The sequence below is a fragment of the Trinickia sp. LjRoot230 genome, assembly GCF_964253315.1.
Classification (GTDB): Bacteria; Pseudomonadota; Gammaproteobacteria; order Burkholderiales; family Burkholderiaceae; genus Trinickia.
Genome location: NZ_CAXUQX020000001.1, coordinates 3,422,998 through 3,442,677 on the forward strand (window position 1 = coordinate 3,422,998; position 19,680 = coordinate 3,442,677).

Annotated in this window: 18 protein-coding genes; 7 read left to right on the forward strand and 11 right to left on the reverse strand. The window is 63.3% G+C overall.

The features are described from left to right. Window positions 1-98 precede the first annotated feature (98 nt). From ACSQ20_RS15580 to kdgD, 8 genes are all read right to left on the reverse strand, one after another. A complete protein-coding gene (locus ACSQ20_RS15580; RefSeq protein WP_436021453.1) occupies window positions 99-1,022 on the reverse strand; it encodes an SMP-30/gluconolactonase/LRE family protein in 924 nt (307 codons plus the stop codon). A gap of 6 nt (window positions 1,023-1,028) precedes the next feature. Then, window positions 1,029-1,901 carry an NAD-dependent epimerase/dehydratase family protein gene (locus ACSQ20_RS15585; RefSeq protein WP_436021455.1) on the reverse strand — a complete coding sequence of 291 codons (873 nt, stop codon included), beginning with the start codon at window positions 1,899-1,901 and terminating at the stop codon, window positions 1,029-1,031. Between the two features lies 1 nt (window position 1,902). Further along, a complete protein-coding gene (gene garD / locus ACSQ20_RS15590) occupies window positions 1,903-3,498 on the reverse strand; it encodes a galactarate dehydratase (RefSeq protein ID WP_436021457.1) in 1,596 nt (531 codons plus the stop codon). 42 nt (window positions 3,499-3,540) lie between these two features. Continuing rightward, the gene (gene gudD, locus ACSQ20_RS15595; protein WP_436021459.1) at window positions 3,541-4,890 is read right to left on the reverse strand and encodes a glucarate dehydratase; all 1,350 of its coding nucleotides are present in this window, start codon (window positions 4,888-4,890) and stop codon (window positions 3,541-3,543) included. Window positions 4,891-4,963: 73 nt separating this feature from the next. Next, a complete protein-coding gene (locus ACSQ20_RS15600) occupies window positions 4,964-6,406 on the reverse strand; it encodes an enolase C-terminal domain-like protein (RefSeq protein WP_436021461.1) in 1,443 nt (480 codons plus the stop codon). A gap of 21 nt (window positions 6,407-6,427) precedes the next feature. Next, a complete protein-coding gene (locus tag ACSQ20_RS15605) occupies window positions 6,428-7,789 on the reverse strand; it encodes an MFS transporter (protein WP_436021463.1) in 1,362 nt (453 codons plus the stop codon). Between the two features lie 131 nt (window positions 7,790-7,920). Beyond that, entirely contained in the window at window positions 7,921-9,525 is a 1,605-nt protein-coding gene (locus tag ACSQ20_RS15610) for an aldehyde dehydrogenase (NADP(+)) (RefSeq protein ID WP_436021465.1), read from the reverse strand. Window positions 9,526-9,527: 2 nt separating this feature from the next. Then, entirely contained in the window at window positions 9,528-10,451 is a 924-nt protein-coding gene (gene kdgD, locus ACSQ20_RS15615; RefSeq protein WP_436021467.1) for a 5-dehydro-4-deoxyglucarate dehydratase, read from the reverse strand. Window positions 10,452-10,573: 122 nt separating this feature from the next. Between kdgD and ACSQ20_RS15620 the strand changes: the two genes are divergently transcribed. Then, a complete protein-coding gene (locus tag ACSQ20_RS15620; protein WP_436021469.1) occupies window positions 10,574-11,476 on the forward strand; it encodes a LysR family transcriptional regulator in 903 nt (300 codons plus the stop codon). 48 nt (window positions 11,477-11,524) lie between these two features. Here ACSQ20_RS15620 and copC read toward each other — a convergent pair whose 3' ends face one another. After that, the gene (copC, locus tag ACSQ20_RS15625; protein WP_436021471.1) at window positions 11,525-11,899 is read right to left on the reverse strand and encodes a copper homeostasis periplasmic binding protein CopC; all 375 of its coding nucleotides are present in this window, start codon (window positions 11,897-11,899) and stop codon (window positions 11,525-11,527) included. 477 nt (window positions 11,900-12,376) lie between these two features. Between copC and ACSQ20_RS15630 the strand changes: the two genes are divergently transcribed. From ACSQ20_RS15630 to ACSQ20_RS15645, 4 genes are all read left to right on the forward strand, one after another. Continuing rightward, window positions 12,377-12,814, forward strand: a complete 438-nt coding sequence (locus tag ACSQ20_RS15630) for a DUF29 domain-containing protein (RefSeq protein ID WP_436021473.1) — start codon at window positions 12,377-12,379, stop codon at window positions 12,812-12,814. Between the two features lie 375 nt (window positions 12,815-13,189). Next, window positions 13,190-13,540, forward strand: a complete 351-nt coding sequence (locus ACSQ20_RS15635; protein ID WP_436021475.1) for a transposase — start codon at window positions 13,190-13,192, stop codon at window positions 13,538-13,540. Between the two features lie 157 nt (window positions 13,541-13,697). Then, window positions 13,698-14,402 (forward strand): 16S rRNA pseudouridine(516) synthase, encoded by a 705-nt coding sequence (locus ACSQ20_RS15640; RefSeq protein WP_436021477.1) that lies wholly within the window; start codon window positions 13,698-13,700, stop codon window positions 14,400-14,402. A gap of 141 nt (window positions 14,403-14,543) precedes the next feature. Then, window positions 14,544-14,708: a hypothetical protein gene (locus ACSQ20_RS15645; RefSeq protein ID WP_436021479.1), complete on the forward strand. Its 165-nt coding sequence runs from the start codon at window positions 14,544-14,546 to the stop codon at window positions 14,706-14,708. Here ACSQ20_RS15645 and ACSQ20_RS15650 read toward each other — a convergent pair whose 3' ends face one another. Further along, on the reverse strand, window positions 14,709-15,740 hold the full coding sequence (locus tag ACSQ20_RS15650; RefSeq protein WP_436021481.1) for an NAD-dependent epimerase/dehydratase family protein: 1,032 nt from the start codon (window positions 15,738-15,740) through the stop codon (window positions 14,709-14,711). A gap of 116 nt (window positions 15,741-15,856) precedes the next feature. Here ACSQ20_RS15650 and ACSQ20_RS15655 point away from each other — a divergent pair, with 116 nt between their 5' ends. Together ACSQ20_RS15655 and ACSQ20_RS15660 are read left to right on the forward strand one after the other, a co-directional pair. Further along, the gene (locus ACSQ20_RS15655; protein ID WP_436021483.1) at window positions 15,857-16,888 is read left to right on the forward strand and encodes a CDP-6-deoxy-delta-3,4-glucoseen reductase; all 1,032 of its coding nucleotides are present in this window, start codon (window positions 15,857-15,859) and stop codon (window positions 16,886-16,888) included. A 267-nt stretch (window positions 16,889-17,155) separates the two neighbouring features. Further along, window positions 17,156-18,340, forward strand: coding sequence for an acetylornithine transaminase (locus ACSQ20_RS15660; protein ID WP_436021485.1), 1,185 nt, complete (start codon window positions 17,156-17,158; stop codon window positions 18,338-18,340). A 112-nt stretch (window positions 18,341-18,452) separates the two neighbouring features. Here ACSQ20_RS15660 and ACSQ20_RS15665 read toward each other — a convergent pair whose 3' ends face one another. Further along, the gene (locus ACSQ20_RS15665) at window positions 18,453-19,577 is read right to left on the reverse strand and encodes a branched-chain amino acid ABC transporter substrate-binding protein (protein WP_436023146.1); all 1,125 of its coding nucleotides are present in this window, start codon (window positions 19,575-19,577) and stop codon (window positions 18,453-18,455) included. Between the last annotated feature and the right edge of the window lie 103 nt (window positions 19,578-19,680).

A 19,680-nucleotide genomic window follows, 5' to 3' on the forward strand; every position in this document is an offset into this window, starting at 1 on the left:
CTCCGTTGTTAAGCATGGTCTCAATTTCCTGGTTGCGTTCTTGTTGCGGTCTTATTGCGTTGTTTTGCACTGTTGTTGCGTTTTGGCTTCGATCACCATCAAAGTTGCAGACGCAGCGCCGGCTCGGGCATACCCTTCACCCCGGGTTCCAATGCGAATACCGCCCCGCCAAGCGGATCATCCGCGGCTTCGATCGACGTAACGAAGAGCGTCTCGCGTCCCTCGCCGCCGAATGCGCACATGGCAGGCTTGGCAGCCGGCACCGCGATGCTTCGATCGAGCCTGCCCGCGGGGGTGAAGCGATACACGCACCCCGCATCGTTGCCGCAGATCCAGTAGCAGCCGTCCTCGTCGATCGCCGCGCCATCGGGCCGACCGGCGTACGCGTTCATATCGACGAAGATACGCCGATCGTGCGGCGTTGCCGTGTCGATGTCGTAGTCGAACGCCCAGATCATGCGCCGGCTCGCATGCGAATCGGATAAGTACATCGTGCGGCCATCGGGGCTAAAGGCGAGCCCGTTGGAGACGATGAGGTCGCCAGCGAGCAGCGCGAGCCGGCCGGGTTGGCTAGCTTGATCGATTCGATCGTTGGCGACATCGAGCCTCAACAACTGACCAAGCGGCGCGGCAAGCGTCGTATCGAGGACCATCGTGCCCGCGATGAAGCGCCCCTGACGGTCACAGCGTCCGTCGTTAAAGCGCATATCGGTGCGCGCATGCGTCACGCTCGCGAGCAACGTTGCGGCACCGAGCGCCATGCCCGGCACCGGATGCGGCACACGGTAAATCCCCGTTTCCATCGCAAGCGCGATGCCGCCTTCGTCGATCAGCGCGATGCAGCCGGCCATCTCCGGCAGCGTCCAGTAATCGGCATGACCCGTGCGCCTGTTCCAACGCCAAAGCTGGCGCGCCGGAATGTCGGTCCAGTAAAGCGCGCGTTCGCCCGCGTGCCAGAGCGGGCTTTCACCCACCTGACAGCGCATGGCGCCGATACGCTCGACCGGAATCGTTTCAATCATGGCCGCTCAATCTCCGAACGGTCCGGCAACCACGAACGCGCCGCCTTGATAGCGGCGAATCGGATCGGTTTCGGGCAACGGCGGCTGTTCGTTCTCGATGCGCGCGCGCCATGGCTCGCTCGTTTGCGCGGGGACGTAGCCGAGCCGGGCCGCGGCCGCTTCGTTGTCCCACCACCAGTCGCGGTTGGCCGACACGCCGTAGACGACGAGGCAGCCGACCTTCGGCACGAACATCGCACGGCGCACGAGCTGCTCCAAGTCGTCGTAGCCGAGCCAGGACGTCAGCATGCGGCGGTCCTTCGGCTCGAGAAACGACGAGCCGATTCGCACCGAGACGGTCTCAATACCGTATCGATCGAAGTAAAAGCGCGCAAGCTGCTCGCCGAACGCCTTCGACAGACCGTAATACCCGTCGGGGCGCGGTGGGTCTTCCGGGCGGATCAGTTCGTCTTGCCGATAAAAACCGGTGACGTGGTTCGAGCTCGCGAACACGACACGCCGCACGCCGTGTCGACGCGCCGCTTCGTAGACGTGATAGACGCCCGCGATATTGGCCGGCAGGATTTCTTCGAACGGACGCTCGACCGACACGCCGCCCAAATGCACGATGACGTCGCAGCCGCGCACGAGTGCATCGACGGCCGCCGCATCTGCAAGATCGCAACGCATCGATTCCTCGCCATCGCGCACCTCGTCGAGCGCCGCGAGGTCGGACAGGCGCAGCACGTCGCAATAGCGCGTCAGGCGCTCGCGCAACACGCGCCCGAGATTGCCGGCGGCGCCGGTCAACAGGATGCGCCCGCAGCGCGTGCGCACACCTTCGAGCGGGTCCGTGGCGACGCGCGGCTCGGTCGTGGTCGTCGTCGTGATCGTCGTCATATCAGGTCACCGGTGCGGGGTTGAACAGCACGAGATCGTTATGCAGGCCCAGACGATCCGCGCAGACCTGGCGCCGTCCGCTCGCCACGTCGAGAATCATCCGGAAGAGCTCCCAGCCGATATCGGCGATGCTCGCCTCACCGGTGGCAATGCGCCCCGCATCGAGATCGATCAGATCGTGCCAGCGTTCCGAGAGCGCCTTGCGCGTCGACACCTTGATGACCGGGGCCATGGCCAAGCCGTACGGCGTGCCTCGGCCGGTCGTGAAGACCTGCAAGTTGATGCCGGAGGCAAGCTGCAGCGTGCCGCAAACGAAGTCGCTCGCAGGCGTGGCCGCAAAGATGAGCCCCTTGCGACGCATCTTCTCGCCCGGACCGAGCACGTCGATGATCGGGCTCGTGCCGGACTTGACGATCGAGCCTAGCGCCTTCTCGACCACATTCGACAGCCCGCCGCGCTTGTTGCCCGGCGACGGATTGGCGCTGCGGTCCGCGCGGCCGCCGCTCAGGTAGTCGTCGTACCAGGCCATTTCACGCAGCAGCGAACGGCCGACTTCTTCGTCGATGGCCCGCGGCGTCAGCAGGTGAATCGCATCGCGCACTTCGGTGACTTCGGAAAACATCACGGTGCCGCCGGCGCGCACGATCAAATCGGCTGCGTAGCCAACGGCCGGGTTGGCCGTCACGCCCGAAAACGCGTCGCTGCCGCCGCACTGCACGCCGATCACGAGATCGGACGCGGGGCACGTCTCGCGCCGACGTTCGTTCAAGCGCGCAAGACGCTCGCCCGCCATCTCGAGAATCGCATCGACCATTGCGCCGAAACCTTCGAACGCCTCGTCTTGTAGCGATAACACCGGCGATTGCGCCTTGCCGGCCACTTCGATTGGAATTCGCCCGCCCGGCGCGAGGTGCGACGGGACAAGCCGCTCGGGTGCGAGCTTTTCGCAGCCAAGTCCGATGACCATCACCTCGCCGCCAAAATTCGGATTCACCGCGAGATTTTGCAGCGTCCGGATCGGCACGATGGCAGCCGGCGCGTTGATCGCCACGCCGCAGCCATAGGTGTGCGTGAGCGCGACCACGTCGTCGACGTTCGGATAGCGCGGCATCAGTTCGCGCTTGATCCGGCCGACCACGTATTCGGTCACGCCCGACACGCATTGCACGCTCGTCATGATGCCGAGCACGTTCTTCGTGCCGACGGTGCCGTCGGCATTGCGGTAGCCCTCGAACGTATAGCCTTCGAGTGCAGGCTGCTCGGGCACCTTGCGCGTGGCGAGCGGCAGCGATTCGAGTGCGGGCGGCTGCGGCAGCTGCACCGCGTGCTCGTCCACCCAGCTGCCGCGCGGCAATGCTTTGGCCGCATAGCCGATGATTTCGCCATAGCGGACCACGGCCTCGCCCTCGGCGAGATCGGCAAGCGCAACTTTGTGCCCCTGCGGCACACCCTGCACGAGGACGGTGCCATCGTCGAGCGCGGTGCCCGCGGGCAGACCTCGCGCGTTCACGACGATTGCGACGTTGTCGCGCTCGTCCACGCGGATCGTAAGCGCGCGCTCGACTTTCGCTTCGGGCGCAGATGAGGTTACGGACATTGCTTGAGACTCCATCGTTACTTCGTCATGTGCACGAGCGCATCAGCGTACGAGGCAAGGACGCTTGTTGTCGAACGTCCAGCCCGGGATCAGGTACTGCATCGCCACCGCATCATCGCGGCTGCCCAGACCATGCTCGAGATAAAGCGCATGTGCAGCGGCCAGCGCCTGCTCGTCGAGTTCGATCCCGAGGCCACCGCGCTCGGGCACGGCCACGCGGCCTTCCTTGATTTCAAACGGTGCGCGCGTGAGATGCTGGCCATCCTGCCAGATCCAATGCGTGTCGATCGCCGTGATTTCGCCAGGAGCCGCCGCCGCGACATGCGTAAACATCGCGAGCGAAATATCGAAGTGGTTATTCGAATGCGAGCCCCACGTCAGCCCCCATTCGGCGCAAAGCTGCGCTACGCGCACCGAGCCGCGCATCGTCCAGAAGTGCGGATCGGCCAGCGGGATATCCACCGATTGCAGCGATACCGCATGGCCGAGTTGACGCCAGTCGGTCGCGATCATGTTCGTGGCCGTCGGCAACCCGGTGGCACGGCGAAATTCCGCCATGACTTCGCGGCCCGAATAGCCGCCCTCGGCGCCGCACGGATCTTCCGCATAGGCGAGCACGTCGTTCTTGCCGCGGCACAGACGAATGGCCTCGGCGAGCGACCAGGCACCGTTCGGGTCGAGCGTGATGCGGGCGTCGGGAAACCGCTCGGCCAGCGCCGTCACTGCGGCAATCTCCTCGTCGCCCGACAGCACGCCGCCCTTCAACTTGAAGTCGCGAAAGCCATAACGTTCGTGCGCGGCCTCGGCCAGCTTCACGACCGCTTGCGGCGTGAGCGCCGGTTCGTTGCGCAGGCGGAACCACGCGTTGTCGGCATCGGGCTCGCTGCGATAGTCGAGCTCGGTGCGCTCGCGCTCACCGATGTAAAAAAGATAGCCGAGCATCGGCACATGGGTGCGCTGCTGACCCTCGCCGAGCAGCGCGGCGACGGGCACTTCGAGATATTGGCCCAGCAAGTCGAGCAACGCCGCTTCGATCGCCGTCACCGCGTGCACGGTGATCCGCAAATCGAACGTTTGCGTGCCGCGACCGCTCGCGTCGCGATCGGCAAAGCGCCGGCGCACGGCGTTGAGTACGTCCTGCCAGCGCCCGATCGGCGTGCCGACGACGAGCTCAGCCGCTTCTTGCAGCGTGCGGCGGATGCCTTCACCGCCAGGCACTTCGCCAAGACCCGAGCGGCCGCTGCTGTCTTCGATGATGACGATATTGCGCGTGAAAAAAGGACCGTGCGCGCCGCTCAGGTTGAGCAGCATGCTGTCGCGGCCCGCCACCGGAACGACGCGCATGCGTGTCACGACGGGGGTCTTGGAAGCTGCGGAAGAAGCGTTCGCCATCTTGGATCGGAATATCAGATGATCAGTGGATCGGTAGCCGTAGCTATCGCTGTTACGTAGTTCGTATTACGTATTACGTGTGGGCCGCGCCGCGCATCGCGCGTCCGAAGCTGGGCCGCTTCGCGTCGTAGTTCCATCCGGGCACGAGGTAGCGCATCGCCATCGCGTCATCGCGCGCCCCGCTGCCGAGCGACTTGTAAAGCGCGTGCGCCTGCATCACGCGTTCGAGATCGATTTCGATGCCAAGCCCGGGCCGCTCGGGCACGCCCACTGTGCCGCCGACGATGTCGAGCGGCTCGCGTGTCAGGCGCTCTTCGCCTTCTTGCCAGATCCAATGCGTGTCGATTGCGGTAATCCGGCCCGGTGCCGCCGCCGCGACATGCGTGAACATCGCAAGCGACACATCGAAGTGATTGTTCGAATGCGAGCCCCAGGTCAGGCCCCATTCGCTCGTCAATTGCGCCACGCGTGCGGAGCCTTGCATGGTCCAAAAATGCGGGTCCGCCAACGGAATATCGACCGCTTGCAGCGAAACTGCATGGCCAAGCTGGCGCCAGTCCGTCGCGATCATGTTCGTGGCCGTCGGAATGCCAGTCGCGCGCTTGAATTCGGCCATCGTCTCGCGCCCCGAATAACCATTCTCGGGGCCACATGGATCTTCGGCGTACGCCAGCAGATGGCCCTGCCCGCGACACAAGCGAATCGCTTCGTCGAGCGACCACGCACCGTTCGGATCGAGCGTGACACGCGCGTCCGGAAAGCACCCCTTGATCGCGGCGATGGCCTCCATTTCGTCGTCGCCGTCCATCACGCCGCCCTTCAACTTGAAGTCGGCAAAGCCGTAGCGCTCGGTCGCCGCTTGCGCGAGGCGCGCAATATGCGCCGGCGTCAGCGCGGTTTCGTGACGCAGACGCAGCCAATCGTCACGTCCGTTGCCGCCATCGAGATACGGCAGATCGGTCTTGCCTTTGTCGCCGATATAAAAGAGATACGCGAGCATCGGCACGCGCGCGCGTTGCTGGCCGTTCGCGAGCAGCTCGGCCACCGGCACACCCAAGTGCTGCCCGAGCAGATCCAACAGCGCGGCCTCGACCGCGGTCAGCACGTTGTCCATGCGCAGGTTGATCTCGTGCGGCTGTCGCAGCACCGCGGATTCCGCCTGCGAGCCCACTTCATAGACCGTGCCGCGATGCCCGGTGTCGGCACCGCCGCCCAGCGCGCGACGAATGGCGTTGAGCGTGCCATTCATCCGCCCGATCGCCGTGCCGACGACCAGCGGCGCGACGCGTTCGAGCGCCGCGCGGATGCCCTCGCCGCCGGGCACTTCGCCCACGCCCGTGCGGCCCGCCGAATCGGTCAGGATCACGAGGTTGCGCGTAAAAAAGGGACCGTGCGCGCCGCACAGGTTCAGCAACATGCTGTCGCGTCCCGCCACGGGAATCACCTGCATGTGCATGACGAGCGGCGTATCACCCGAGTTGTCCGCCTTGCCGCCACCGATTGATTGCTGCTCCACCGTGATTCGCTCCGTATCGTTTTATTGCTGGACCGGCTTGAGTTCGACCCGCTCGATCTTGCCGACGACGAACACATAGCAGATCACTGCGACGAGTCCGTGCAAGCCCACGAAGACGAGTGCGCCATTGAACGAGCCTGTATGGCCCACGATATACCCGACCGCAATCGGTGTGGTGATGCTCGACAGGTTGCCGAACGTGTTCATCAGCGCGCCGCTCAAGCCGGCGATCTGCTTGGGCGCCGTATCGGAGTTGACGGCCCAGCCGAGTGCCCCGAGCCCCTTGCCGAAGAACGCCAGCGCCATGAACGCGACGACGACCACCTGCGCATCGACGTAGTTGCACACGACCATACTCATCGACAACAGCATGCCGAGGACGATCGGCACCTTGCGTGCGATCGAGAGCGACGTGCCGCGACGCAGCAGCGCATCGGAGATGATGCCGCCGAGGATGCCGCCAAGAAAGCCGCACACCGCCGGCACCGAGGCCACGAAACCGGCCTTCAGAATCGACATGCCGCGGGCCTGCACGAGGTAGATCGGGAACCAGGTGATAAAAAAGTACGTGAGTGCGTTAATGCAGTACTGTGCGATGTAGATGCCCATCAGCATCCGATTGCGCAGCAACTGCTTGATATAGCCAAGGTTCGGGCCTTCGCGGCGCGCGGAGCTTACCTTGCGATCGATGTCGACGAGGCCGCCGCCGTTCTCGATATATTCGAGCTCGGCGCGGTTCACACGCGGATGTTCCTTCGGATCGCGCACGAAGATCTGCCAGAGCACGGCGGCAATGACGCCGAGCACGCCCATCACGATGAACACTTCGTGCCAGCCGAAGCTGTGCACGAGCCACGCCATCAGCGGCGCGAAGATAACCGTGGCGGCGTACTGCGCCGAATTGAAAATGGCCGATGCGGTGCCGCGTTCGTTAGCGGGGAACCAGGCCGCGACGATGCGTGAATTGGCCGGAAAGGCCGGCGCTTCGGCAACGCCCACCAAAAAGCGCAGCGCGAAGACCGCTGCAACCGCGGCCGCGCCGGTCAGAAAGCCGATCGTTCCTTGCGTAAACGTGAAGATCGACCAGATCAAAATGCTCGCGCCGTACACGCGCCGCGAGCCGAACTTGTCGAGCAGCCATCCGCCCGGCAATTGCGCCACGACGTACGACCAGCCGAATGCCGAAAAGATATAGCCGAGCGCGACCGGGCTGAAGCCGAGGTCTTTTTGCATCGCCGAACCAGCGATCGAAACGGTTGCACGGTCGGCGTAATTGATCGTCGTGACGAGAAACAGCATCGCCAGGATCAGGAACCGCACGCGCGTCGCGCGCAACGTGCTCGGTGTGCTCTGTGCATCTGCCACAGGGGCTTTGATATCCATCGTCTCCTCCGTTAGTGCGAGGCTTCGCGCGCTTCGCGCTGCCCCGCTCGTTCAGCCGCCGGGTGCATGCCCGGCGGGTTGTGTATCCCTATTGCTCGCTGTGCGTATCAACGCATCAACGCCTCAACGCGTCAGTTGTCACTCGCTCCCGCCGCCAGGAGGCCATCCACGAGGCGCCGCACTTGCCACGGGTTCGCTTCGCGCAGGGCTTCCGGCAACAGCGAATCGGGCATGTCCTGATAGCAGACCGGCCGCAAGAAACGCTCGATCGCGGCCGTGCCGACCGAAGTCGAGCGGCCATCGGTCGTCGCGGGCCACGGGCCGCCGTGCACCATTGCATGCGTGACTTCCACGCCCGTCGGCCAGCCGTTCACCAGAATGCGGCCGGCCTTGCGTTCGAGCGTCGGCAGCAAGGCCCGGGCGAGCACGGAGTCGCGCGCGTCATCGGCATTCAAGTGCAACGTCGCCGTGAGTTGGCCCTCAAGTGCACGCGCGAGCGCCATCAGCTGCGCCGCATCGCGACACCGCACGACCAGCGCTGCGGCACCGAAGATCTCGTCGTGCAACGCCGGTTGCGCGAGAAAGCTGTCGGCGTCGGTCGTGAAGAGCGCCGCTTCGCCGCGATTGGGCGCGTCGCCCGAACGCCCGCGCGCAACACAGGTCACATTCGGCTCGTGCGCCAGACGCTCCACCCCGCGCCGATACGCATCGCAAATACCGGGTGTTAGCATCGGCTGGGCTGCGCGCTCCGACAACACCGTCGCAGCGGCGGTAAGAAACCGATCCAGCCCGGCACCCTCGATTGCCAGCAGCAAGCCGGGGTTCGTGCAGAACTGGCCCGCGCCGAGCGTGAGCGAATCGACGAATTGCGTTCCGAGCGCGTCGGCTCGTGTATCGAGCGCAGCCGGCAGCAGGAACACCGGGTTCACGGCGCTCAGCTCGCCATAGACGGGAATCGGCTGCGTACGCGCTTGCGCGATGCGCATCAACGCGACACCGCCGGCGCGCGAGCCGGTGAAGCCCACAGCCTGGATACGCTCGTCGGCAACGAGTGCACCCGAATTCTCCCTTTCGGCGAAGATCAGCGAGAAAACGCCTTCGGGCAGCCCGCATCGGGCCACGGCCGCCTGAACCGCCTGGCCAACGAGGGCCGAGGTCCCGGGATGCGCGGAGTGCGCCTTCACGACGACCGGGCAGCCCGCTGCGAGCGCCGAAGCGGTATCGCCGCCCGCCACCGAAAACGCCAACGGAAAGTTGCTGGCGCCAAACACGGCCACGGGGCCGAGCGCAATGCGCCGCATGCGCAAATCGGCGCGCGGCAATGGCTTGCGCTCGGGCAACGCGGGGTCGATGCGCACATCGAGCGCGTCGCCGCGTTTGGCGAGCTGCGCGAACAGGCGCAATTGATTACAGGTACGCGCGCGCTCACCTTCGAGCCGGGCACGCGGCAATGCCGTTTCCGCCATGGCTCGTTCGATGAGGACGTCGCCCAATGCTTCGATTTGTGCGGCGATCGTCTCGAGAAACGTAGCGCGCGTAACCGGCGTGGTTTCACGATACACGTCGAACGCCGCTTGCGCGAGCTCGCAAGCCCGCTGAACCTGCGCGAGGTTTGCGAGCGTAAAGGGCGGCTCGATCGACGCACCGGTCGCCGCGTCGATCGCACGGAAGGCACCGGCCTCGCCGGTCACACGTGCAGCGCCGATCAGCAGCTCGCCGTTGACATTGACTGACATGCTTAGCCCTCTTGCGCGAGTTGCACGAGACGCGTGAGCTCGGCGAACTCTGCTTCGGTCAGATCGGTGAGCGGTGTGCGCACCGGGCCTGCGCTGCGGCCGATTGCGCGCATACCCGCCTTCACGATCGACACCGCATAACCGCGCTTGCGGTTGCGCAGCGCGATGTAAGGCAGCACGAATTTGTTCAGCTCCGCATAGACCTTTGCTTGGTCGTTGGCGCGCACGGCGGCATAGAAGTCGAGTGCGAACTTGGGCAGGAAATTGAAGATCGCAGACGAATAGGTCGTCACGCCGAGCGTCAAGTACGGCAGCGCGAACGTTTCGGCTGTCGGCAGGCCGCCCACATAGGTGAAGCGGTCGCCCAGTCGCGCGTGAATGCGCGTCATCAGTTCGAGGTCACCTACGCCGTCCTTGAAGCCGACGAGGTTCGGGCACCGCTCGGCCAGACGCTCGAGCGCCACTTCGTCGAGGATCTGATTCGCGCGGTTATAGACGATCACACCGAGATCCGTCGATTTGCACACTTGCTCGACATGCGCCGCGACGCCGTCGGACGACGCTTCCGTCAGATACGGCGGCAGCAGCAAGATGCCGTCGGCGCCCGCAGCCTGCGCCGCCTGGCAGAATTCCTTGGCCATCGCGGTGCCGTAACCGGCCGGCGCGATCACCGGCGTGCGCCCGCCGGTTTCCTCGACGGCTGCGCGCACGACGCGGCTCACCTCAGCGGGCGTCAGCGAGAAGAACTCGCCCGTGCCGCCAGCGGCGAACAAGCCCGCGGCCGGATGGCCGAGCAGCCAGTCGAGATTGGCGCGATAAGCGTTCTCGTCGAACGAGAGGTCGTCTTCCTTGAAGTGCGTGACAGGGAAGGACAGCAAGCCCGTGCCAATTTGGCGGGCGAATTCGGTGGGGCTGTAGCGGGTCATGGTGGCCTGGCGTGTAAAGGGGCGTTCCAAACGAACGAAACGAAAGAATGAGGCGATTCTTGCATCGAGAACGATTCACGTCCAAGATAACGACTGACTCGATTAATACCTAAATTGAATTGATGTTCGAACTGAGCCAGCTTCGCTGTTTCGTGGCGGTCGCGGAGGAATTGCACTTCGGGCGCGCCGCGGAGCGACTTCACATGACGCAGCCGCCGTTGAGCAGACAGATTCGTCTACTCGAGCATCAGGTGGGCACCGAGTTGTTCGAGCGCAGCAGCCGTTCGGTGCGCCTGACGGCCGCCGGGCGCAGCTTCTTGCCGGACGCGGCGCGCATTTTGCGGCTCGCCGACGAAGCGGCGGCTACGGCACGGCGGGTGGCCGCAGGCGCGGCTGGCTCTCTGGCCATCGGCTTCACCGCGTCGGTCGGCTACGGGCTCTTGCCGGCGGTTGTAAGCGCGGTGCGCGGGGCGTCGTCGGGCGTGCGGCTGACATTGAAGGAAATGGTAAGCGGCGCGCAGCTCGAAGCGCTCGATGCGCGGCAAATCGATGTCGGCCTGTTGCGCCCGCCCGTGGAGCATGGCGAGCTGGTAGCGCGGCCGTGCACGCGCGAGGCGTTGGTGTTGGCGCTGCCTGTGGGCGCCGCGTCGCAATGGCCGGCCAGGCCGTCGCTTGCCGACTGCATCGGCAAGCCGCTACTGATGTATTCGCCGTACGAAGCGCGCTATTTTCATCAACTGGTGAGCGGGCTGCTCGAGCGCGCGGGTGTGCTGCCCGACATCGTCGAATACGTGAGCCAGATCCACTCGATGCTGGCACTGGTGCGGGCCGGCATCGGCGTGGCGCTGATTCCGGCTGCGGCCGCGATGCTGCAGTTCGAGGGCGTCGTCTATCGGCCCGTGCGTACGACGCCGTCGAGCCCGGTCGAGCTGCTGTTCGTCCATCGCAACGATAACGACAACCCCGTGTTCGAGTCACTGAAAGAGACGCTGTACCGGGCCATCGCGGGCGGCTCCGGCCATTGAACGTTTGAGGGAAGCTGGCTTACGCGTTCCACGCGTTCACAGTGGCGTTCATTTTTTCACGCTGAACGAATAGCTGCCCTGCGTGCGATGTCCATCGACGGCAACGGCAACCCATTTGACACGATAGGCTCCCGGTTCGAGCGCGCCGAGCGCGACGGACATGCGCTTCTTGTTGGTACCGGCGAGTGTCGATCTACCGAGCGTCACCGATCGGCCGGCCGCATCGGTGACCTCGATCGAGCTGAACGCGCGCTCGAGTGCATCGTCGAAATCGATCGTCACCGCAGTCGGCGCAACGACGGCGGCGCCCTGCGCCGGCACAGCATGCACCGGCCGAGCGTGCGCGCAGGCCAGTTGAGCCGCGGTAAAAAACGCAGCCGCCGCGAGGCCGCGCATCATCGAACGTCGCGCTGATGAATGCATGAGATCCCTTGCCAAACTGATATATCGAAAATATGGGTATCCGTGATTCACGGTTGACAGGCTGATTTCTCGATCTCTTCCGATTCCGGATTTGATGGTTGCTGCCAGGCGATGTCGCGATATTATAAAAAGGTATGGTACGTCTTGTGGACGGCGATCCCGTAGCACTAGCTTCCGTCGTGCGCGGAGTCATCTGATGGAACGAAGGAAGGCCAAAGCGCAGACCCAACAAGCGTTTCTACGAGAAGCGATGCAATCTCTCGGGCTCACACGGGCAGCGTTCGCAACCCGGACCAGTGTGCCGGAGAAAACGCTCAATAAGTGGTTGGCACCTGTCGATACCAGTGACTATCGAAAACATGCCGGACGTGGTTTGGGCGTATGTTCGCGAGATTTGATGTGGAATGCAAATGAAACTTGATATACCCCCAATGGGGGCATAGGTGAACCCGCGTATTCATTAAGTGAGGTGCGTTCATGGGAACGAGTTATGAGCAGGACGTGGTCGCTTGGGCGAACGAGCAAGTCGCCCTGCTGCGTGCCGGCAAGTTGTCGGCCATCGATGTCGAGCATATCGCCGACGAGATCGAGGACGTGGGCAAGAGCGAGCAACTCGAATTGACGAGCCGCATGTCGGTGCTGTTGGCGCATCTGTTGAAGTGGCAGTTTCAGCCTTCGCGTCGGAGCAAGAGCTGGCAGTTCACGATTCGCACGCAGCGCAAGGAAGTCGCCTACGTGCTAAACGAAGCGCCGAGTATGCGTGGCAAGTTTAGCGACGCGGCATGGCTCGATATCGTCTGGTCGAAGGCGCGCAGTATCGCGAGCAATGAAACGGGCCTTGACCTCGACGTGTTCCCCGAGGCTTTGCCGTGGACCGTTGACGACGTGCTCGCGCAAGAGTTCCTTCCTGAATAACGGAAAACCGGTTGCCTCCGGTCCGAAGAACCCATTGTTTGGTGAGGCGTACATCGCACATTGCAGAATCCGGGTCAAAGCCGGTCGGCCGATAGTCGGCTACGCGCACGATGGCGTACGCCTCCAGGTGATGCCGGGCGAATATGAGGCGCGGTGGATCTCGATTGCGCGTGGCGAGGATCCTACTTAGCGCGCAGCGCTCAGGATCTTCGGCGCTGACAGTCGCGGTGGTGACCTGGACGTACTGCGCGAGGAATTTCTCAACGACCTGGCGGATTATCCGAATTTGAGCGACAAGAGCAAATTCTAAATTCTCGCGGTGCATGACTGACTGGAAAACCTGGATAAGGCGATGAACGTGGCGGCGAACTGGCAATGGCTACCGCACTGGAAAGACGGTCTGCGGACAGCCCGACGCCGGGCGACGCACACGACGCCTATGGCGAATGGTTCAAGTCGATTCCGCACGGCCTGCACGGACACTTCGAGCCGCTGACCAAGGCATTCCAGAACTGGATGCCATCGATTCTGGCGTACTTCGATCACCCCTTGACCAACGCCTATACCGAGAGCCTGAACAACCTGATTCGGGTAATGAATCGGCGGGTATGGGATTGGCTGACCTGCTTGTCGCCGATAAGTAAGAGAATCCTCCGCGTGGACGGACGCCATCAACACACGAGCCGAAAAACTATGGCGTGGACATGTCAACGCTGGCACGGCTGATTGAGGAAGGTCAAATCTGAGCCGTTTTAGCCGCGAAATATGGATATCCGAAAATGCGAAAGCGAGTCGTCGCGAGCGTTGGATTATCGGGGAGTTGCTCCGGTTGCGGCAAGCCGGCTTGATAAAATGCCGCCGACTTCTCTACGCGCCACGCCCCATGGACCTCGACAGCATTCTCTTCACCCAGGGCTTCGGCTCGCGACGTCAATGCCGCGCGCTGATTGCCGAAGGCCGCGTCAGTATCGGCGGGGCCGTGTGCCGCGAGCCGACTGCGTCTTTTTCCACCGATGCGCTTAGCTTCGAAGTCGATGGCCAGCAGTGGCACTTTCGCGAACGCGCGTATCTGATGTTGAACAAGCCCGCCGGCTATGAATGTTCGCGCGAGCCGCAGCATCACCTGAGCGTCTTTGCATTGTTGCCCGGCCAACTGGCTGCGCGCGGCGTGCAATGCGTCGGCCGTCTCGACGAAGACACGACGGGCCTGCTGCTCCTTTCCGACGATGGCAAATTCATCCATGCCTACACCTCGCCCAAACGCAAGGTGCCCAAGACGTATCTGGCCACGACGCGCCATCCGCTCGACGACACGCAGCTCGTCGCACTGCGAGACGGCGTACTGCTGCACGGCGAGAAGCAATTAATCGCGGCGGCGGCCGTCCACCCGCGCGGCGAACGGCTCGTCGAGCTGACCGTCAACGAGGGTAAATACCATCAAGTCAAGCGAATGATCGCCGCAGCGGGCAACCGCTGCGAAGCACTGCATCGCGAGCGGATCGGCATGCTCGCGCTGCCTTCCACGCTCGCGCCAGGCGCCTGGCGCTGGCTTGACGAAGCCGATCTTGACGCCCTGGGCGTCCGCTGACGGGCAACCCTCCGTGCTGAATGGAAGAACCTCTCGATAGTGGGCCGCACCACACACATCGCGGCGGTGCGTAGTCATATACTTCGGAGTACGAACTATTAGAAATCATTAGAAACGCGGCATGGGAGGAGCACCATGATCATGTCAACTACGATGCCGGCATTCGTAGCGCTGGGCGCGCTCGTTATCGCCGCTTTGCTGATTGCGATGCATCTGAAGCGCCGCTATCAGCCGAATCTCATCGGCGCTTTGATCGGCGCGCTCTTTTGCTTCGTCCTGATCGAGTTGCTGCCTGCGCTTACGTGACTACGTGACACGCACCGTGGCGAGAAAGTCTTCCACGCGTGCATAGCGCAGCGCGACGCGCAGCTCGCGCTTCAAACGCGAGTTCGCCAGCCGCCGCGACTCGCTCATGAACGACAGCGTAAGCGGCTCGAGTTGCCGCTCGGCTTCGCTACGGGAAATACGCGGCACCGGCGTCAATCCGTACGCACGCGCGACCAGATCGAAGTACGCCCCCATCTTCAGCACGCTGTCGTCGCTCGCATGAAACACGCGAGCGGGCGCACCGCATCGCAACGTGCGCAACAAGATCGCGGCGAGATCGTCAGCGTGAATATGGTTGGTATAGACGTCGTCAGCGTCGTGAAGCGCGGGCATGTGGCGTGCGATCCTTGCGAGCGGCAACCGCTCGGCCGCATAGATACCGGGAATGCGCACGATGCTCGCACGCAGCGCGCCGCGTGCCGTCACTTGGCGAAGCTGCCGCTCCGCATCGACGCGGCGCTTGGCCCGCGCGTTGGTCGGGTTCACGGGCCGCGTCTCGTCGATCAGCGCGCCGCCGCAGTCTCCATAAACGCCCGTCGTGCTGGCATAGACGAGCCGCACCGCCGCCCGCGGCACGGCTAAAGCGTCGGGTACAATACTTGTTTGTCGTAACGGGCTATACGGCAGATGCGCATGCATGCGGCGCAGCCGCGCTGTCGGCGCAGCGCATGCGGCGCGCGCTGCGCGAAGTCTTGCTGGGGCGCTCAGCGCTGCGATCAACGCCTGCGTGCGCGGGTCGGTTTCGCCGCCGGACGATGGCGGCGGCGCAAGGTGCAGCACCGTGGGCGCCAGTCCGTTCAGGCGCCGCAGTGTGCGCCGCGCATCCAGGTCACCCAGCATCGGCACGACGCCGGCCGCCCGCAGTTGCTCCATGCGCTCGGGCTGGCTCGTCAGCGCGACGATGCGGGTGCCCGCGGCCTGAGCCGCCATCAGACGGACTGCGCGCAGCCCGACGTCACCGCATCCGACGATGAGGCAGCGCGCTCGCCGCAGAAGTCGTGTCGCTTTCATGGCGGGCATTGTAGCTGGGAGGCGGCGTACGCGCTGGACAAGGGCAAAGGGCAAAGGGCGATCGAGCGACGTTGAACCCGCGCCGGGCCAGATTTTCTATTTTTCGTTCGAAGGCTATGTCATACAACGTGACCCTCCGGCAAAGCGGCCGGCAGTTTCAAGTGGAACCCGACGAACCCGTGTTGACGGCCGCACTGCGCCAGGGCATCGGCCTGCCGTACGGCTGTAAGAACGGCGCGTGCGGTTCGTGTAAAGGCGCCGTCGTGTCGGGTGAAATCCTGCAGCGCTCGCACTCGTCGTCGGCGCTTTCCAACGACGAGAAAACGCGCGGCATGGCGCTCTTTTGCTGCGCGACAGCACAAGCGGATCTCGTCATCGACGTGCGCGAAATTGCCGGTGTCGGCGACGTCCAAGTGAAGAAACTGCCTTGCCGTGTGAACGCGATCGAGCGCAAGGCGGACGACGTCGCGGTCTTGAAACTGCAGTTGCCGGCCAACGAGCGGCTGCAGTATCTCGCCGGCCAGTACATCGAATTCATCTTGAAGGACGGCAAGCGCCGCAGCTATTCGATGGCGAGCGCGCCGCACGCTGAAGGCCCGATCGAGTTGCACGTGCGCCATATGCCCGGCGGCACGTTCACCGATCACGTTTTCAACACGATGAAAGAGCGCGACATCCTGCGCTTCGAAGGCCCGCTCGGTACGTTCTTCCTGCGCGAAGATTCCAACAAGCCGATCGTGCTGCTGGCGTCGGGCACAGGCTTCGCTCCGCTCAAAGCCATCGTCGAGCATGCGTTGTTCAAGAACATCGACCGGCCGATGACGCTGTACTGGGGCGGGCGCCGCAAGAAAGACCTGTACCTGATGGAGTTGGCCGCTCAATGGGCGAATGATCATCCGAACTTTCGGTTCGTGCCGGTGCTCTCCGAGCCCGACCCAAGCGATGCCTGGAGCGGCCGAACCGGCTTCGTGCATCGCGCCGTCATCGAAGACTTGGCCGATCTCTCGGGCTATCAGGTCTATGCGTGCGGCGCGCCCGTCATGGTCGAAGCGGCGTTGCGCGATTTCACGAGCCATCATGGGTTGCCGGCCGACGAGTTCTACGCGGACTCCTTTACGAGCGAAGCCGATCTCGCCAACGCGGTGTGACAAACCGTCGATTGCATCTGCGCGCATGCTGTCGTATTCTTGCGCGCATGAACCCGATCCTGACCTCGCTTCGACGTCGACGCTCGCTGCCCGCTTGGGAAGCCGTTGGCTCGTCGCTGATGCGCGCCTTGCAGCAACAAGGTTAAGCGCGAAACTGGTCAAAAAACCGGTCAGACAGTGAAAGCCACGGAATTCCGTGGCTTTTTTCATTTCCTTAAGGCGCGGGCCTTCTCATCGCCTGTCACTTACTTTTCGCGGAGCCACCCGATGCACTTCAATGAGTATCCGACGCAGTCGCTGATGTACATCACCAATCGGCCCGAGGTCGTCTTCACGCGTGGCGAAGGCTCGTGGATCTTCGACAACGAGGGCAAGCGCTACCTCGATTTCATTCAGGGCTGGGCCGTGAACTGCCTCGGCCATTGCAATCCGGGCATGATCGAAGCACTCGAAAAGCAAGCGCGTCTGCTCATCAACCCGTCGCCCGCTTTCTATAACGAGCCGATGGCGCGTTTGGCGGGCCTGCTCACCGAGCACAGCGTCTTCGACAAAGTTTTCTTCGCGAACAGCGGCGCCGAAGCCAACGAAGGCGCGATCAAGCTGGCGCGCAAGTGGGGCAAGAAATTCAAGAACGGCGCCTACGAGATCATCACGTTCGATCACAGCTTTCACGGCCGCACGCTTGCGACGATGTCCGCCAGCGGCAAAGCCGGCTGGGACACGATCTACGCGCCGCAAGTCCCGGGCTTCCCGAAAGCGGATCTCAATGACATTGAATCGGTCGAGCAACTGATCAGCGAGAAAACCGTTGCCGTCATGCTCGAGCCGATACAAGGCGAAGCCGGTGTCATTCCGGCCACGCGCGAATTCATGCAGGCGTTGCGCGCACTGACCAAGCGCCATAACGTGCTGCTGATCGTCGATGAGGTGCAAAGCGGTTGTGGGCGTGCCGGTACGCTGTTCGCCTATGAGCACGCGGGCATCGAGCCCGACATCATGACGCTCGGCAAGGGCATCGGCGGCGGCGTGCCGCTCGCGGCACTCTTGTCGAAAGCCGAGATCGCCGTTTTCGAAGCGGGCGACCAAGGCGGCACTTACAACGGCAATCCGCTGATGACGGCCGTCGGCTATTCCGTACTCTCGCAACTGTGCGCGCCGGGTTTCCTCAAAGGCGTGCGCGAACGCGGCGAGTATCTGCGCAAGCAGTTGCTCGAGCTGTCGGCCGAGCGCGGGTTCGAAGGCGAACGCGGTGAGGGCCTTTTGCGGGCGCTGCTGCTTGGCAAGGATATCGGGCCGCGGATCGTCGAAAAGGCGCGCCTGTTGCAGCCCGATGGGCTGCTCTTGAATGCGGCGCGGCCGAATCTGCTGCGCTTCATGCCCGCCTTGAATATCACGACCGGCGAGATCGATCAGATGATGGCCATGCTGCGCACGGTACTCGACACGCTCTGATATGCGTACGCCGTGCACCCGGCATCGGACATCACTCTATAAAAAAAGCCGCATACAGCGGGAATGCCTGTATGCGGCCTTATATGACGTGATGTGACGTGACGCGCGAGCGTTACATCTTCACTTCATCGATGTAAGTCTTTTTGCCGTCCTTATAGGTGTAAAGCGTGATCACGCCATGCTTGAGATCGCCCTTAGCATCGAACGACGTCGTGCCGATGATGCCGTTGTAATCGGCTTTCGGCATGGCAGCCACGATCTTCGCCGGCTCGGTCGAGCCCGCGCGCTTCATCGCATCGACGATGACGTAGACGGCATCGTACGTGTACGGCGCGTAAAGCGTGACCGGCTGGTTGAAGCGCTTGACGTACTTGGCTTCGAACACTTTACCGTCCGCCATTTGGTCAATACCCTTGCCCGCTTGCGAACAGACGATGTTGTCCGACGCCGTGCCCGCCAGCGTTGCGACGGAACTCGTGCACACGCCGTCGCCTGCCAGCACCTTCGCGCGCAAGCCGAGCTGCTTGGCCTGCTTTGCAAACGGGCCGCCCGTGGCATCCATGCCGCCGTACATGATTGCATCCGGGTTCGCGCCCTTGATCTTCGTCAGGATGGCGCGGAAATCGACGGCCTTGTCGTTGGTCGCATCGTGCGAGACCACCTTGACGCCCATTTCCTTCGCCGTCTTCTCGAATTCCTTGGCCAGCCCTTGACCGTAGGCGGTTGAGTCGTCCACCACCGCCACGGTCTTCACACTGAGCTTCTTCGCAGCATAGCTCGCGAGCGCCGGGCCTTGCTGCGCATCGGTTGCCACCACGCGATACGTGGTCTTGAAGCCTTGCTGCGTGTAAGTGGGGTTCGTGGCGGCCGGCGAGATCTGCACGATCCCTGCGTCGCTATAAATCTTCGATGCGGGAATCGAGGTACCCGACGTTTCGTGACCGACCACGGCCACCACCTTGTCGTCGACGAGGCGTTGCGCAACTTGCGTTGCGGTACGCGGGTCGCCTGCGTCGTCTTGCGGATCGAGTTGCAGCGTTACCTTCTGACCGCTGATGGTGAGCCCTTTTGCGTTGATTTCTTCGACCGCGAGGCGAGCGCCGTTTTCGCAGTCCTTACCTTGGTGCGCAAGGCCGCCCGTCAGCGGGGCGGCGTGACCGATTTTGACGATGGTGTCGGCGAATGCCGTTTGCGATGCGGTGGCGAGCGCGAACGCCGCCACAACGCTGCTAGCGATGAGCGATTGTTTCACTACTTATGTCCCCTTGCTGGATCGGGTTTAAAAGAAATTCGAGCCCTCTCAAGGCTCGGGACCCCGTTGCTTGGCACAGACGAGAAGG